Source organism: Psychromonas sp. SP041 (assembly GCF_000470315.2).
GTDB lineage: Bacteria > Pseudomonadota > Gammaproteobacteria > Enterobacterales > Psychromonadaceae > Psychromonas.
In genome coordinates, this window is record NZ_CBRF02000001.1 from 48,627 (window position 1) to 64,852 (window position 16,226).

Annotated in this window: 11 protein-coding genes; 5 read left to right on the forward strand and 6 right to left on the reverse strand. The window is 36.6% G+C overall.

Annotated elements, in window-relative coordinates; genetic code table 11:
* Nucleotides 1–20 precede the first annotated feature (20 nt).
* Complete coding sequence (locus SP041_RS00210; RefSeq protein WP_137297074.1) at nt 21–581, forward strand: hypothetical protein; 561 nt, start codon at nt 21–23, stop codon at nt 579–581.
* Nucleotides 582–601: 20 nt separating this feature from the next.
* On the opposite strand, the gene dnaQ is transcribed toward SP041_RS00210, so the two are convergent.
* Both dnaQ and SP041_RS00220 read right to left on the reverse strand, forming a co-directional pair.
* Entirely contained in the window at nt 602–1,369 is a 768-nt protein-coding gene (dnaQ, locus tag SP041_RS00215) for a DNA polymerase III subunit epsilon (RefSeq protein ID WP_137297075.1), read from the reverse strand.
* Nucleotides 1,370–1,459: 90 nt separating this feature from the next.
* The gene (locus SP041_RS00220) at nt 1,460–2,884 is read right to left on the reverse strand and encodes a replicative DNA helicase (protein WP_137297076.1); all 1,425 of its coding nucleotides are present in this window, start codon (nt 2,882–2,884) and stop codon (nt 1,460–1,462) included.
* A 147-nt stretch (nt 2,885–3,031) separates the two neighbouring features.
* On the opposite strand from SP041_RS00220, the gene dnaE reads away from it, so the two are divergent.
* Nucleotides 3,032–6,757 carry a DNA polymerase III subunit alpha gene (gene dnaE, locus SP041_RS00225; RefSeq protein ID WP_137297077.1) on the forward strand — a complete coding sequence of 1,242 codons (3,726 nt, stop codon included), beginning with the start codon at nt 3,032–3,034 and terminating at the stop codon, nt 6,755–6,757.
* Between the two features lie 69 nt (nt 6,758–6,826).
* Here dnaE and SP041_RS00230 read toward each other — a convergent pair whose 3' ends face one another.
* Nucleotides 6,827–7,519 carry a hypothetical protein gene (locus tag SP041_RS00230; protein ID WP_137297078.1) on the reverse strand — a complete coding sequence of 231 codons (693 nt, stop codon included), beginning with the start codon at nt 7,517–7,519 and terminating at the stop codon, nt 6,827–6,829.
* 210 nt (nt 7,520–7,729) lie between these two features.
* On the opposite strand from SP041_RS00230, the gene SP041_RS00235 reads away from it, so the two are divergent.
* The gene (locus tag SP041_RS00235; RefSeq protein ID WP_137297079.1) at nt 7,730–8,830 is read left to right on the forward strand and encodes a hypothetical protein; all 1,101 of its coding nucleotides are present in this window, start codon (nt 7,730–7,732) and stop codon (nt 8,828–8,830) included.
* A 60-nt stretch (nt 8,831–8,890) separates the two neighbouring features.
* Here the strand turns inward: SP041_RS00235 and erpA are convergent, their stop codons facing one another.
* Genes erpA through parE form a run of 3 tightly spaced genes read right to left on the reverse strand, consistent with a single transcriptional unit; the run spans nt 8,891 to nt 13,397 of the window.
* Nucleotides 8,891–9,241 carry an iron-sulfur cluster insertion protein ErpA gene (erpA, locus tag SP041_RS00240; protein WP_137297080.1) on the reverse strand — a complete coding sequence of 117 codons (351 nt, stop codon included), beginning with the start codon at nt 9,239–9,241 and terminating at the stop codon, nt 8,891–8,893.
* Nucleotides 9,242–9,283: 42 nt separating this feature from the next.
* Nucleotides 9,284–11,497, reverse strand: coding sequence for a DNA topoisomerase IV subunit A (gene parC / locus SP041_RS00245; protein ID WP_137297081.1), 2,214 nt, complete (start codon nt 11,495–11,497; stop codon nt 9,284–9,286).
* Nucleotides 11,498–11,510: 13 nt separating this feature from the next.
* Complete coding sequence (parE, locus tag SP041_RS00250) at nt 11,511–13,397, reverse strand: DNA topoisomerase IV subunit B (protein WP_137297082.1); 1,887 nt, start codon at nt 13,395–13,397, stop codon at nt 11,511–11,513.
* Between the two features lie 130 nt (nt 13,398–13,527).
* On the opposite strand from parE, the gene SP041_RS00255 reads away from it, so the two are divergent.
* Entirely contained in the window at nt 13,528–13,956 is a 429-nt protein-coding gene (locus SP041_RS00255) for a hypothetical protein (protein ID WP_137297083.1), read from the forward strand.
* 12 nt (nt 13,957–13,968) lie between these two features.
* Nucleotides 13,969–16,200, forward strand: coding sequence for a DEAD/DEAH box helicase (locus SP041_RS00260; RefSeq protein ID WP_137297084.1), 2,232 nt, complete (start codon nt 13,969–13,971; stop codon nt 16,198–16,200).
* Nucleotides 16,201–16,226: the final 26 nt, after the last annotated feature.

Sequence of the window (16,226 nt, forward strand, 5' to 3'; positions counted from 1 at the left end):
ACATGCAAGGAAAAATAATTATGAGCAGACTTAGAAAGGCTAAAGAGCAGGCTGTAGAATTGTTTATAGCTGTGCTATCAAACGATAGCGACGAAGATAAAAATACTGCTATCAATGATGCAAATGAAATTTTGGCTAAGCCATTTGTGCAAAAATATTTTGATAAAGAAATGTTGAGCGTTATTGATTTTTTTATTGATTCTCCGTGTGTGCCTTTTGCTCAATATTGCCAAAACATAAAGTTTCGATGCGAGGGTGACTCTAAGAAAATCATAAGTGATTATGAAGAAAATGAAGTTACATTAGCTGAGCAAGTGTCTCATGATCTCTCTTTTACTTGTTACTACCTGTTTCATCCATTAAATGGAAAAGTTAAAGTACAAAGATGGACGACTGATAACGGCTGCACAAGTGACTTCGTTGTAGATACAATTTCATGTGCAATCAAAGAAATTGGCGCGGGTGGATTGGCTTTTGTACCAGAAACACGCCGCTCCCAACTTGAAGAGTTATTCTTGGAGTCAGAAGCGCGTTATCAATCTAATCGTGCGGCTTATGAAGCTCGATTTTTAGCTGCCTGATTTAACAGGAGGACAAACAATCAAAATGTAAACCCATCATCGCCAGAGGATGATCTAATTCTTTCGTTCATTAGTTCGTTATTTAGAATATCATCTTCTGAAAGTGAGACGACTCTCAACTTAGCAGCAAGGCTAGGAAGTACAGGTGTAAATTCGACTTCTTTTTTGCCTTCAATATTGACCGTCGTTTCTTCAATATTACTTTTGTATATCCCCATTTCTTTTTGCTTAGCAATAAGTTTTGAGTAGACGTCAGTTAATATTGAAGCATCGATTAAAGCGCCATGCAAATTCCTTGAAGACGTATCAACATCAAGTCTTTTAGCAAGCCCGTCCAGATTATTTCTTCGTCCAGGAAACAAATTGCCCGCTAACTTCAATGAGTCTGAGATCTTAACTTGAGGGCTTATCTCAGGAATGCCTATTCTTCTACATTCAGCATCTAAATGACCAAAGTCAAAAGGAGCGCTATGTGCAACAATATGAGCGCCTTGAACAAAGTTGGTTAGTTCAGCCGAAATGTCTTTGAACACTTTGCCTTCACTTAATATAACTAAGTTCTCTCTATCCATCCCATGTACTTTTTCTGCTTCTTCATCAACTTCTCTTTCAGGATCAAGATAGACATGAAAGTTGTTACCTGTTCTACTGCCATTTATTGTTTCAATAATGCCTATTTCAATTATCTTATGGCCAGACTCATAAGACAAGCCGGTTGTCTCAGTATCAAGCATAAGAACTCTGTTGGCAGCAATAGATTCTGTTTCTGTGTTGTTTTCTTCAGACATGTTTTCCCCGATTAAAAAGTAAATCACCCTAATGTAGAAAAGGGTGATTTATAGAATTTGGATATATTATATATAATGAAAAAGCTTAAGTCATATTGGACTGTTATTAATGTCGAATGAATGATTTTCAGCATATTGTTCAATCGATATTGAAGGTTCATACCCAATAGATGGTGGGGGTTGGTGTGTTTCGTTTACAGGATTAATGTCTTTAGCTCTAACAAGACTTTCAAATCTTGAGCTACTGCCGTTAAAGCCTAGCCTAACCGTCCCTAATGCACCAGCTCGTTGTTTACCAATGATTATCTCTGCAATGCCTTTATCTTGAGAGTCCTCATTGTATATTTCATCCCTATAAAGAAACAAAATCACATCAGCATCTTGCTCGATAGCACCAGACTCCTTAAGATCAGAGTTAACAGGTCTTTTGTCCACACGCTGTTCTAGATTACGATTTAGCTGTGAAAGAGCAACCACGGGAACACCAAGCTCTTTAGATAGTTTCTTTAAGTTGCTTGTGATGTGAGAAATAACTAGAGCACGGTTCTCTTCACTGATTTTAGTATCTTTGGCATTCATAAGTTGAATGTAGTCGACCATAATCATTTTTAATGGTGTGACTTTATGGACTTTTGCCGCTGTCATTCTTAATTCTGTTACGTTTAATGATGATCGCGGGTCAATATTTATTTTTAAGTTGGAAATATCATCATAACTAGCTTTAAGGTTAGCCATGGACATTTCAGTGAAACTGGCCTTTTTAAGATTCGTTTGAGACTCACCTGTAAATCTTGATAGTGATCTTATAGCTAAGTCCGAGTCTTGCATCTCCATTGAGAACATTAAGCAATGACCATCATCAGCAGCCGCTATGTTTTCCATTATATTGAATGCAAAAGTAGTCTTACCCATAGCTGGTCTAGCTGCAACAATTATTAAGTTGGCAGGAATTAGGCCATTGATCATATCGTCTAATTCTTCGTAACCAGTTTTGTGGCCAAATTCTTTTATGCCTGTTTTAGCTTGCTCCATGATTTTTTTAGTAACTTCAGGGATTAACTCTTTATATGATACAACTGTATCTTTCTGAGAGCTTATCTCTAAAATATTATCACACTGAGTTGAGATTGAATGAAGTAGCTCCGCAGGAGATTCAAATCCACCAATAGCTATTTTCGATCTTGCATCATTAAGCATTAATTCAATTTCATTAATAGTAATGCTATTTTTTATTATCTGTATATGAGATTCAAATGCAGTGATATTAGACACTTCAATACAATCATTAATGAGACTCGATAAATTTTCATCTTTTAATTTTGTGTTTGATAGGATAGAAATTCTATCAAACATGTATCCAGCTTCCTCTAGCTTACATATCGTCTTATATATTTCCTTTAATTGTATATTGTGTATGTGTTTTTCATTAATGTTCGCTTTTAATTCATTTAAAAGTGTTGGCTCGCAGATAACTGAGCCAATCACTGCCTTTAAGGCAACTGTCATGTCATTCATTTTAAACCTCTTGGAAAGTAAAGTTAATATATCACTAAATAGTTTCCTGTCAATGTTGAGGTGTACCGAATGGTAATCGTTTTTTATTGCCGATAGTGTTAATCGTAGATATAATATGTCTATATTTTTTTGATAGGCGAACCACAAATGTTACCCAACGAATTTGTTCACTTGAATGTTCACACTGAGTATTCTTTAAAAGACTCATTGATTAGAGTTCCTAAACTTATTAGTAGTGTGAAAAGTAAGGGAATGAATGCCGTTGCCGTATCTGATAGCTGTAATATGTTTGCCACAATTAAGCACTATAAAAAATCTATTTCTAGTGGCGTTAAACCTATTATTGCCATGGAAGTTAATATTAACATGAAAGACCAGGCGGACAATCAGATCGGCAAAATGATATTGATTGCAAAAAATAACGTCGGTTATAAAAATTTAACCCAGCTTATTAGTGATGCATATGAAAACGGCAACATTAATACTGGAAGAAACCCTATTATTTCAATCGATGAGCTGAGTCAGCTATCCGAAGGAGTTATTGCACTTTCAGGCGCTAGGCATGGCTCGATCGGAAAGCTGTTATTGAGCGGGGATTTAGACATCGCTAGAATGCGAACAGAGCGAATGAAATCTATCTTTGGGGATCGGTTCTTTCTTGAATTACAGCGAACAGGGCATGAACTCGATGATAAACATGTCCACGCAGCCGTTAGGTTGGCTTCTCAAGCAAATATCCCTGTAGTTGCGACAAATGGGGCTCTTTTCTTAGAGCATAATGAGTTTAGAACTCACCAAATAAGAACAGCTATTGCAGAAAGTAAGTCACTAACTCAAATCGCCGATTATAATATTAATGGACACATGCCTGATCAGTACTTAAAAAGTCCAGATGAAATGGCTAATCTATTTTCTGATATCCCCTCAGCTATACAAAATACAGTTGCTATCGCTAAACAATGTAGTGTTGAGATTGTATTAGGAAAGTATTTCCTACCTGATTTTCCAGATGCTAAAGCCGCTAACATGACCGAGGCTGAATTCTTAACCAAAGAGTCATATCAAGGCTTGGAGTCTAGGCTCGAAGAACTATTTGACCGTAATGCAAGCAATTATTCAGAGAAGAGAAAAGAATATTTCGAGCGATTAGACGTTGAGTTAAAAACAGTTATAAAGATGGGATTCCCTGGATACTTTTTGATTGTTTCAGACTTTATTCAGTGGTCAAGAGTAAATGAAATTCCTGTTGGACCAGGCCGTGGTTCAGGCGCTGGGTCACTCATCGCTTATGCTCTAAAAATTACTGATTTAGATCCATTGGAATACACTTTGCTTTTTGAAAGGTTTCTTAACCCTGAACGTGTATCAATGCCCGATTTTGATATAGATTTCTGTATGGATCGCCGTGAAGAGGTTATTAAGTACAATTCAATTAAGTATGGTCAGGACGCGGTATCCCAAATCATTACTTATGGAACAATGGCCGCAAAAATGGTTGTGAGAGACGTTTCTAGAGCGCTTGGTTTCCCGTTCTCTGTTGGTGGCAGGATATCTAACTTTATTCCTAATACACCAGGTATAAAGCTCGCAGAGGCGATTGAGTTAAATCCAGACTTTAAGTTAGCGATTGAAACTGATAATGACATAAAGACAATCATATCTCATTCATTATTAATGGAAGGACTTGTTAGGCAAACAGGTAAGCATGCTGGTGGTGTTGTAATATCAAAAGGACCTCTAACTGGATTTACTCCAACTTATAATGAGTTTAGTAAGCAGGGAGAGGTAATAAATAAGGTATCTCAATTTGATAAAAATGATGTAGAGGATGCAGGCCTTGTAAAGTTCGACTTTTTAGGACTTAAAACATTAACGATAATACAAAACACAATAAATTTAGTAAACAAAGATAAAGCAAAGCAAAATCTTCCTTTAATTGATATTAGGAAGATAAAACTCGATGAGCCAGAAGTGTACAGAATGTTCCAAGAAGGGCGTACAAGTGCGGTATTCCAAGTAGAAAGTAAAGGGATGAAAGACCTTAATGTAAGACTTAAGCCTGACTGTTTTGAGGATTTAATCTCACTAATTGCACTTTTTCGTCCAGGGCCATTAGAATCGGGAATGGTTGATAACTTTATTAACAGAAAGCACGGTAGAGAGGAAATATCATACCCTGATGCGACTTATCAGCATGAATGTTTGAAAGAAATATTAGAATCGACTTATGGGGTAATTCTTTTTCAAGAACAAGTTATGAAAATAGCCCAAGTTATGGCTGGGTATACATTGGGCGAAGCCGACATGCTCCGTCGCGCTATGGGTAAAAAGAAATTAGAAGACATGATGCTTCAGCGAGACATATTCAAGCAAGGAGCGAAGAAAAACGGAATAAGTTCAGAATTATCTATGAAGATATTTGATCTTGTAGAGAAATTTGCAGGTTATGGTTTTAATAAGTCTCACTCAGCAGCTTATGCTCGTATATCCTATGAAACAGCATGGCTTAAGCACTTTTATCCATCATACTTCATGTCCGCCGTTTTATCTGCCGACATGGGTAATACTGAAAAAATTGTTGCCTATGTTAATGAGTGTCGAAGCATGGGGATTGAGATCCTTCCTCCAGATGTAAATATCTCATTGAAATCATTTACTCCCAAGAATGACAATCAAATTGTTTTTGGGCTTGGAGGTATTAAAGGGATTGGAGACTCTGCTATAGCTCAAATTATAGACAAGCGTGATGAAGAAGGAGGGTACAAGAACCTATTCGACTTTTGCATTAGTGCACGGCCTAATAAAAGGGTTTTAGAAGCGGGTGTTTATGCAGGCTTGTTTGACAATATTGGCCCTAGCCGTGCAATTATGATGGAAACGATACCTAGTGCAATAGATGTCGCTAAGTTTATCGCAAAGAAGAACTTATCGAATTCGACTCAGATGGGTATGTTTGGTGAACTAGCCGAAGATGAATCAGTTGTTAAGTACAAAGAGGCTAAAGAGTGGAATGACCTTGAACGATTAAGTGGAGAAAGACAAAAGCTAGGGATGTATTTGACTGGCCACCCAATTGATTTTTACGAGAAGGAATTATCGCCGATTGTTTCAGGTAAGTTGATAGACCTTATGGGTTCGGACATGGAAGACGGTAACGATGAGAAAGGAGAAGAATCTGCGGAAGAAAACGTAAAAGTTAAATGGGAAAATAAGAAAGTTACCATTGCAGCAATAATTGTTGATATGGAAATAAAAAGTGGAGCGAAAGGTCAAACTGCGTATCTTAAAATTGATGACAAATCAAAACAAACCGACTTGGTTATCTATAATAAATTTTACCATGAATGTCAGCATTTATTGGAAGTTGATAAAGCGCTAATCATTGAAGGTACCCTTAGAATGGATAACCGTTCTAAGAAAGTACGAATGTTTGCTAATAGTGTTAAGTCCGTGGACATGGTTAGGGAGCGAATGGCTGAAACCATTCATATAGACCTGGACTTAAGCCAATTCAATACGACAAGTCAACGAAGTCGGTTAAATGACTTAATAAAAAGCCTGCCAGAGGGGTATGCTAGATTAGAGGCTTCATTTGTTGATAATGAAGGTGTCAATCAGACCAAAGTACTTGGATCAAACAGATTTAAAATAACAGATGATTTGATCGGAGAGCTGCAGGATATTTTTGGCAAAAATAACATTAATATCAAGTACAAAGAAAAGTCGGCAACAGGGGCGTATATAACCCCTAAGGTGAGCAAAGAGCAAAAAGAGGCATTGATTTCAGAAGGCCAAAGGACTTTTGAGGATCGTTCTGTGAGAATGGCTGAAATGTTTAATATTGCAGAAGCAGAAATGGATTTTGGTCGATAGAAGTAAATATGTTGCCCATCTGAATTTGATGGGCAACAAGCTCGAACTGAGTCTATAATACGTTAATCATTAGATACTTGCGTTGACAAGTATGTCCCTTGCGCGGTCCAAAAAGGCGTATTTAAAATCAGTATTTTGATTGTTTTGTTTGGCATGTTTTTTAGTTAAGTTTCTGCATTTTCTTAACAGCATGTCACATATCTCAAATTTTTCTTCGTCGCCAACAACGGAAGATACGCGAACATTCATCAGATCAATAAGAATAACGCCTTCTTCATTTTGTTCATCTGCTATTTCTTTAAAAATTCTGAGGATCAATCTAATGTCGCCATCTGTTAATCTGGCTAGCGGAACTAAGCCAAGTATTCTTAATTTTTTAATGCTTTCGCCTGTGACAGAATCTTTCTTTTTTTCAAGGTAACTATGAAAGTCCATTGATGCTAGATTTGAGTCTATTCTTCGGTAATCAGTTGTTCCTAAACTTATCCCTTTCATGTTGATTTCATACTGAACTTCATCTTTTATTTTTAATATTTCCTTTTCAACAAAAGATTTTGAAGGAACAAATGATTTCTTGTCACAATCTTTCAGGAACGACCTTAGTTTTTTATTAAAGCTTCGGTGCATTTCGTTATCATGAGAGGTTGTTTTTTTCTTATATCGGTAGCCTTCATAATGCATCTCTAAAACTTCATGAAGCCTGTTTGATTTTTTTTTAGCGGTGGTATTAGCAGAGCTTTTAGATTTGTTTTTTTTGGACATGATGCTTACCTGTTGTATATATAATATGCGTCTTTTAGCCTCGAGTGTCAAAATGTGCTTTTGCGGTAATATAAGGTGCGTTTGTGGCTACGCAGTAAATTGACGTATAAGCTTAAAGTAGATATATTTTATACAAATAAAAATAAATGCCAATAACTATTTAAAAAATTATTTCTCTTGGCAAATAATAATAATAAAGCTGAGGCTAATATGGTTAATCAAAAAACCCTAAATTTGAATGAAGTTATTTCTAGATACGTAGACTTAATTGATACAGGCAATAATTCTAAAAGAAACAATGAAATTGCCAAAAGATATTTCGGTTTTGATGGGAAAGGTGGCTCATCAATGCAAGTCGCGGGTGAACCGTACAGCCTTACCAGAGAAAGTGTAAGACAGATTACAAACAAAGTTGCGCAAAAGCTTAGAGATACGTTTGTCGTCCCAAAAGAACTTTATTTGGCAGCTTCTATCGTTGATTCAAAAACACCTGCATCATCTTCACTATTAGAAACGGTTTTAGTTGACGAAGGCATTATTTCAGAAAATTACATGCTTGAAGGCATTTTAAGTATCATTGATATCATGGATATGAAGGATCTTAAAATAAAATCAGGTATCGCTATTAAGCATAATGGCTGTCGATTTATTGTTGGTAAAGAAAACATTAATCTTGCTCAAGAAATTGAAAGCATTGCAATCACATTGATCTCTCATAATGGTGCGACTTCTATAGAAGAAATTGGAAAAGAGATAAAAGGCTTAAGCAAAAAAATTAAGTTGGATTTTGTTAAAGATGTTGCTAACAGTATTAGCGAAACGCTTTGGCTTGATGTTGAATCAGATTGGTTCTACTTCAGTGAAAGGGGCAGAAATAGATTCTTTAGACGTTTGGAACAGATTTTCTCGGTTTACTCTAAAGTAAATGTAAGTGATCTTCAAAAAGCGATAAAAAGAAGCTGGAAGAAAAACTTTGATGAAAACAAGACTAGACTGCTAAGCAAGAAAGTAATGCTTGATTTGGTAAGCTCTTCTCCTGACTATGAAGTGTCTGGTAATGTTATTGCTTGCAATAAAGATTTTAGTGCGGAAAAGCATGTAAAACATTTTGATTTAATTATTTTTAATGAAATTAAAGCAACAGAAAATCATGAAATTAGAGAGAAAATTCTCGAAGACGCAGTTGTTAGCGATGTTAATGACAAGTGGAGCTTTTCAGTAGCATTGAATTACTCGCCGCTTATCATTCAGCCAGAAAAAGATGGTAAAAAGAAAAGAGGTTGTTACAAGCTTCTTGGCGAAGTTAAATAAATATTGAAATTGATATTGAAATTAAAAAGTCCCTTAGCGATAAGGGACTTTTTGTTTGTATTAACTTAAACTGCTTCCACAGCCACAGCTCGTAGTTGCATTGGGGTTATTGATTACAAATTGTCTATGCATTAATTGTTCTTCAAAGTCCACTGACGCGCCATCAAGGTACTGGTAACTAAGCGAGTCTACGCAGATTTTTACGCCTTCTCTTTCAATGACTAAATCTTCATCTGAAACATTTTCCTCAAAAGAAAATCCGTACTGAAAACCACTGCATCCTCCACCCTGAACAAAAACTCTTACTGCAGTTGTATCAGCTTCATCTTCCAATAGATTCTTTAGTTCCTTTACTGCATTATCTGTAATAGTGATAGATGTATCAAAGCTTACGTTTTCTTCTTCTTTCATTTTAAATGCCTTATGTTGGGCCAATATGGCCCATAATTATTGTTATGTATTATTAGAAATCGAATGAATGGTGCCGAAAGTTCTAGGTATCTTTTTACCTTTTCGTCCTCTCGTTCCAACAAATGGCGAAATCTTAGCAGACGTCCATCGTTCCTCTTTATCTGACCCATAAATCACGATCGACTCACCCTCCATATACGGAGTATAAGAACTAACCTTATCGTCAGGTGACAGTGAAATTAATTTATTTCCCTTACCCTTTTTCAGTAATGGTAAGTCTGAAGATGGGAAACATAGTAGATGTCCCATTTCTGTAATAACTGCAATCATGTCAAATTTCATGATCGGTTTTAAAGGGAGAATCTGTGTTTTACTGTCAGTAAAAATCACCTTGCCTTTTTTTTGCTTTGTATAAAAAGAAGCATGTTCACAAATAAACCCGTATCCATTTTCAGAAGCAATAACCATGTCGTCTTTTATGTCTGAAGAGAAAACTGATACAAATCTAGTATTTGGCATCGGTGAAATAAATTTTGTAATCGGGTCACCAAGAGACCGTGCAGAAGGAAATTCTTTGTTTTGAATAGAGAAACTTTTACCACTATTATCTATAAAAATAGAATCTTTATTCGAGTCAGTTTTAATTTCAAGTGAAAAAGAGTCGCCCGTTTTATATTGAAGTGTCGATGGATTAATTTCATGACCTTTACCAGAACGAACCCATCCTTTTTCAGATAATATAACTGTAACCGGCTCACTTGGCGTTAATAGACTTTCATCGAGCTTCTGTGGCAATGGATTTTCGATAATTTCTGTCTTTCTTTCGGTCCCGTGCTCTTTAATGACAGTATCCATATCTTTTTTTATTTCACGATCAATAGATTTCGGAGATGACACTGTTTTGTTAAGTTTAACCATCTCTTTTTCTAATTCAGATTTCTCTTTATTTAATGTAAATTCTTCAAGTTTGGCTAACTGCCTTAATTTTGTGTCCAAAATATAATCAGCCTGAATTTCTGTTAATCCAAATTCAGATATTAGATCAGCCTTAGGTGTGTCAGAACTTCTTATAATACTAATTACTTTATCAATATTAAGGAACGCGATAAGTAGACCTTCAACCAAGTGAAGTCGCGAAGTAACTTTTCTTAGTCTAAAATTAATTCTTTTCTTAATTGATTCATGACGGAAAATACACCACTCTTTGATAATCTTGTGAATATTCTTTTGCTCTGGCTTGCCGTCCAGGCCAATTAATCTAAAGTTCGCTTTTAAACTAACTTCCAAGTCTGTTTCTGAAAATAAGTGCTCAGCAACTTTATGAATATCTACTTTAGAATTCTTCTTAACACATATAACAAGTCTTACCGGGTTCATATGATCAGATTCATCACGTATGTCATCAACCATAAGTAATTTTTTTGCATTCATCAAACCAGCAATAGATTCTATTACCTTCGTACCTTGAACTTTGTATGGAATCTCAGTGAAGATAATGTCATTCCCTTCAATATGGTATTTAGCGCGAGCTCTAATCGACCCAGAGCCCGTTTGATACATCTTGAGTATATCTTGCTTGCTGCTTACGATAATTCCACCTGAAGCTAAATCAGGGCCCTTTAGCTTCTCCACTAGTTCTGGAATGCCAATGTCAGGATTATCAATATAAGCTTTAGTCGCTTCAACGACTTCAACTATATTATGCGAAGGAATATCTGTGGCCATGCCAACAGCAATACCTGTTGTAGTGTTTAATAGTATATTTGGAACCTGAGACGGCAAATACATAGGCTCTGTAAGTGTTCCATCGAAATTAGATATAAATGGAACTGTATCCTGCTTAATCTCTTTCATTAAAGACTCAGCATAAGACGTTAATTTCGCCTCTGTATATCGCATTGCTGCAAAGGACTTTGGATCATCTTGACTTCCCCAGTTACCTTGGCCATCAATAAGAGTATTAAGATAGTTGAAAGGCTGGGCCATGATTACCATCGCCTCATAACACGCGGTATCACCATGAGGATGGAATTTACCTAATACATCACCGATTGTTCTCGCAGACTTCTTGTGTTTTGAACTAGAACCTATTCCAAGCTCACTCATTGCATACAAAATCCGTCTTTGTACGGGTTTTAACCCATCTTGAATGCGGGGTATTGCTCTGTCCAAAATAACGTACATTGAATAATTGAGATATGCTTCAGGTGCAAACGTCGTTAAGTCTGTTGGAATAATGTTTTTAAAGTCACTCATTTTTGTTCCTTAATTATAATTCATCTCTAACCAACAAGCCGCCTTCAGTCTCAATCCATTCTCGTCTTAAGCTTGCTGTTTTTTTGCTAAGGAGAATATTCATTTTAAATTCGGCTGCTTCATGATCTAATACTTCAATCTTGAGGAGTCTTCTGCATTCAGGATCCATGACCGTTTCTCTTAGTTGAGATGGGTTCATTTCACCAAGACCTTTAAACCGTTGGGTATGAATAGTGCCACGCTTCTTGTTTAATTTTTTTAATACTTCCTTTTTCTCTTTTTCATCTAGTACATAATGTACACTTTTACCCTGATCAATTCGGTAAAGTGGCGGCAAAGCAATATAAAAATGCCCATTATCAATAACTGGTCTAAAGTGCTTGTAAATAAGCCCACAAATCAAAGTTGCAATATGAAGTCCATCAGAGTCCGCGTCAGCGAGAACACATATTTTCCCATATCTCAATTTCGACAAATCATCGGAACCTGGCTCAACACCGATGGCAATAGATAAGTTGCTTATTTCTTCTGATGATAAAATAGTGTCGCCATCAACTTCCCATGTGTTTAAGATTTTGCCTCGTAGTGGCATGATCGCCTGATAGTTTCTATCTCTTGATTGTTTAGCAGAACCACCAGCAGAATCTCCTTCAACAAGATAGAGTTCAGTTTGGTCTATGTCAGAAGAAACACAGTCAGTTAGTTTACCCGGTAAAACAGGGCCAGAACCAATCTTCTTGCGCACTACCTTTTTCTTTTTACCAATTCTTGCTGACGCTCTGGAAATGACCATTTCTGCTATCGCAGTAGCAACATCGACATTCGAGTGAAAGTAGGTATCTAAATAATCTTTAATTGAGCTAGAAAGGTCTTGAGAAAAGTCTCTGTTTACTAGTTTTTCTTTGGTTTGACCTGCAAAACTAGGCTCTTTAATCTTCAAAGAAATAATGTAATGGCAACGATCAAATGCATCATCTGCAGTAATTGTCATTTTTTGCTTCATCAAATTATGATGCTCAATAAAATCTCTAATGGAAGCAACAGCCGCCGATTTAATTGATGCTACGTGAGTACCGCCCAAAGGAGTTGGAATTAAGTTTACATAACTTTCATTGATAATATTTTCCGAGTCGGCAGACCAAGCAAGAGCAAGACTTGCTTTACATGTAGCGGTATCCGCAATCGCGATAATAGGTTTATTATCTGGTAGTGTTTCAAGTCCATTCATGTGGCCTATCATGTAATCTTCAAGACCATTTTCATATTTCCATTCAACAGTCGTGCCTTTTACATCATCGTTAAATACGACCAATAAGCCTGGGCACAACACTGCCTTGCTTTTAAGTAGTTTTTCTAGCTTTGATGAAGAAAATTTTGGTGTATCAAAGTACTTTGGATCTGGAGAAAATTTAACCTTGCTGCCGGAGTCTTTACTTTTAATGTTTCTTGAACTTAATTTATCATGAACGTCACCATTTTCGAATGCAATATGATGCTCTTGACCTAGTCGTTTAACCCAAACATCTACTCGTGTTGATAGGGCGTTTACGACAGAGATGCCAACGCCATGTAGGCCACCAGAATGTTCATAATTCTTCCCGCTAAACTTACCGCCAGAATGTAAAACAGTGAACAACACTTCAATAGCTGGGATATTCATTTCTTTGTGAATATCCACAGGAATACCACGACCATTGTCTTCAACTTCTAATGACTGATCTTTGTTTAGGGTTACAGTTATTTTATTGGCGTGTCCTGCTAATGCTTCATCTACCGCATTATCGATAACCTCTTGCCCCAAGTGATTTGGTTTATCTGTTTCAGTATACATTCCAGGTCTTTTCTTTACTGGATCTAAACCACTTAGTACTTCAATTGATGATGAGTCATAGTTGCTCATATTCTTCCTGATTTATGCTAAATTAATTATTTTTTCAATGGTAAATCAATTGATTTAAATTGTCAATTTGGGGTATTTAGGTTATAATATATAGTATATTAACATCTACTATATTATATAAGGAAATGTCGTGATAAGACCAATTGCTATCGCTTTATCTATGTCTATTTTTGCATATTCTGCAACTGCGTCCGTTGATGTGAGTGAAGAAGATTTTTCTCAGGAAGAGCGAGATATGCTAATCGATTCAGTGATACCGACCGGGCTATCTGACATTTGGAGTGATCCTACAATACAGTCTTGCTGGAAGTCTGCAGTTAATGGAAATGACTCTTCCTTAGCATCATTATTCTTAATTATGGATAGTAGAACAGTGATTGATGAAATGGCAAAAAGAAGAGAGCAAAATGTCGCTGCTGCATCCATTTCAAAAGAAGCATACGAGAAATCAAGAAGCTCCTTTACTATTGATGATTTAAATAAAGTACGAGAAGCAACTCAGGTGCTTCCTATTGCATTAGATTACTGTAATAACTTAGAACAAAATACTAACAAATAGCTGGTGGTCGATATGTCAGATGAATTATTTAGCAGCAGATTTCTTAACTCAATGAAGAAACTAGGCATTGAAAGCATTGATGAATTACTCCTTTATCTACCTGATAAATACAAAGACTTCAGAATGCCTGATCCAAAAGGTATAGCTTCTGCAAAAGAGAGTGGTAAAAAGACGTACCTAAAGCTTAAGTTGGTTAGAAATCCAGAAATTGAAGTGGCGCGTGGAAAGCCTGGTAGAGTAAAATTACAACTTACTGATGGCATTATTAACGCTAGTGCGATGATATTTGGCGGAACACAGGAATGGACAAGGTATAAAGCAGGGGATCTTGTTTTTGTAACTGCGACGTACTCTGAATACAATGATTGGCCTCAATTGCAAAAAATTGATTTAATTCCGCCGCATCATCAAGGACGAATTGTACCTTTTTATTTAGGCAAGAAGGGCGTCGTATCTCCAATCACCGTTGGCGAAAAAGTTGCAATTGCTTTAAGAAGTAATATAAAGAAAACGGTATCTGGCGTTTGCAAGAAAATTGGTGCTACTGAACAGAACATCATAGAGAATGCATCTCCTGACATGAGCTCAATATCTCAGATACTTTATGCATTGCATAGACCAAAGTCTATTACAGAAGTCGAGGTGGCGTCTAAAGCAGTAAGAATGATCAATGCTTATCATGCTATTTTAATGAGCATGACGAAAAAAGATAAAAAGCCTATTCCTAGATCAAAAATTGAATACAGTGTTGATGCTATTAAAGCACAACTATCAAATCTTCCTTTTGAACTAACCCATGATCAGAAATCAGCCATATGGGATGTTACTAAGGATCTTAAGGCAGAGATGCCAATGAACAGGCTTCTTTCAGGCGATGTGGGTTGTGGAAAGACTTTATCTTATGCTATTCCTGCTGTGTGCTCATATTTGGCAGGTAAGAACGTAACGATTATGATGCCAAACATGCTACTTGCCGTACAGGTTGCAAATGAAATCGAAGAATCGTTCCCAGATGCAGATGTTACTTTGATTCTTGGTGGTAGCAAAAGAATTAAAGGCAAGCTTGGGAAGAAAACTATTATTGTTGGAACGACTGCAATATTGTTTTGGTTAAAAGATATTGACTATAAGTACAAAACTGACTTATTGATTATTGATGAGCAACAAAAGTTAGGTCAGAACCAAAAGAACATTTTGATTTCAAAACACACCAATGTTTTAGAAGCGACAGCTACCGCTATACCAAAAACCGTTGCGGCAGTAGTGTATGGAAACAAGAAAATATCGTTAATTGAAGAGTGCCCTGTAGAAAAGGAAATAAAAACTATCGTTACCGGTTCTGACCAACGACAGGCCGTTTTTGATAAACTAATTGCAATTACTGAGACAGGCGCTCAGGTAGCGGTACTATATCCATTAAGAAAGTCTGATTTAACACAGTTTGATTTATACATTCCTTACGGATTCGAACATGCGTCTGGTCTTACCGAAATGGCTTTGGTTGATATTATAAACGAATCTGACTCAGAGTACTTATCTTCCGGTGATATAAACTTAGATGAATATAGTGAAGACCTTTCCATTGAAAGAGGTGGGAGGCTCCTGAGATACCGCTCGACATCGGCCAAGAATAAAAAACTAATTGGTAAATTAGCTGAGTATGAAAGTTTCGGATTAATTTGTATCGGAGAATCAGGAAACTCAGAGGAAGCCGAAAAGTGTAAGAGAAGCGTGGAATCTGCAGCCAAACACTGGGAGAAGTACTTTCCTGGTCAAGTAGTTATGATCCATGGTGGTTTGACTACAAAAGAAAAGATAGATGCAATTGAAACGGCTAAAAGTGGTCAATGTAAGGTAATCGTTACATCATCAGTTATTGAAATTGGACTTACTATGCCAGATCTAAGGGGCCTTTTGATTCTTGAGTCAGATAACTATGGTGCATCAACCCTGCATCAGTTCAGGGGCCGCTTGGCTAGGAAGGGAGGAAAGGGCTTATTTATTATGTCAGTTAACTGCCCTATGTCCGAGCTTAGTGAAGAGTCAGCCGCACGACTTAGTTTATTAGTTAAATATAATAAAGGCTCATTAATCGCTGAAAATAACATGAAACAGAAGGGTTTTGGCGACCTTTCAGGTGCTACAGCTAAGCAGGCGGGCTTCTTTGATGGTATATTTAAAGGAATAAAGATGACGCCACAAGATGTGGATGAGTTATTGCTAAATAGTATATCAAATAAATAAAACACTTACATAACAGTATCTTAAGC

Excerpts from the sequence above, each read along its gene's own strand:
- parC (WP_137297081.1), bottom strand. The coding sequence starts at position 11,497 with ATGAGTGACTTTAAAAACATTATTCCAACAGACTTAACGACGTTTGCA.
- dnaE (WP_137297077.1), top strand. The coding sequence starts at position 3,032 with ATGTTACCCAACGAATTTGTTCACTTGAATGTTCACACTGAGTATTCT.
- SP041_RS00235 (WP_137297079.1), top strand. The coding sequence starts at position 7,730 with ATGGTTAATCAAAAAACCCTAAATTTGAATGAAGTTATTTCTAGATAC.
- erpA (WP_137297080.1), bottom strand. The coding sequence starts at position 9,241 with ATGAAAGAAGAAGAAAACGTAAGCTTTGATACATCTATCACTATTACA.
- SP041_RS00210 (WP_137297074.1), top strand. The coding sequence starts at position 21 with ATGAGCAGACTTAGAAAGGCTAAAGAGCAGGCTGTAGAATTGTTTATA.
- SP041_RS00230 (WP_137297078.1), bottom strand. The coding sequence starts at position 7,519 with ATGTCCAAAAAAAACAAATCTAAAAGCTCTGCTAATACCACCGCTAAA.
- SP041_RS00260 (WP_137297084.1), top strand. The coding sequence starts at position 13,969 with ATGTCAGATGAATTATTTAGCAGCAGATTTCTTAACTCAATGAAGAAA.
- parE (WP_137297082.1), bottom strand. The coding sequence starts at position 13,397 with ATGAGCAACTATGACTCATCATCAATTGAAGTACTAAGTGGTTTAGAT.
- SP041_RS00220 (WP_137297076.1), bottom strand. The coding sequence starts at position 2,884 with ATGAATGACATGACAGTTGCCTTAAAGGCAGTGATTGGCTCAGTTATC.
- dnaQ (WP_137297075.1), bottom strand. The coding sequence starts at position 1,369 with ATGTCTGAAGAAAACAACACAGAAACAGAATCTATTGCTGCCAACAGA.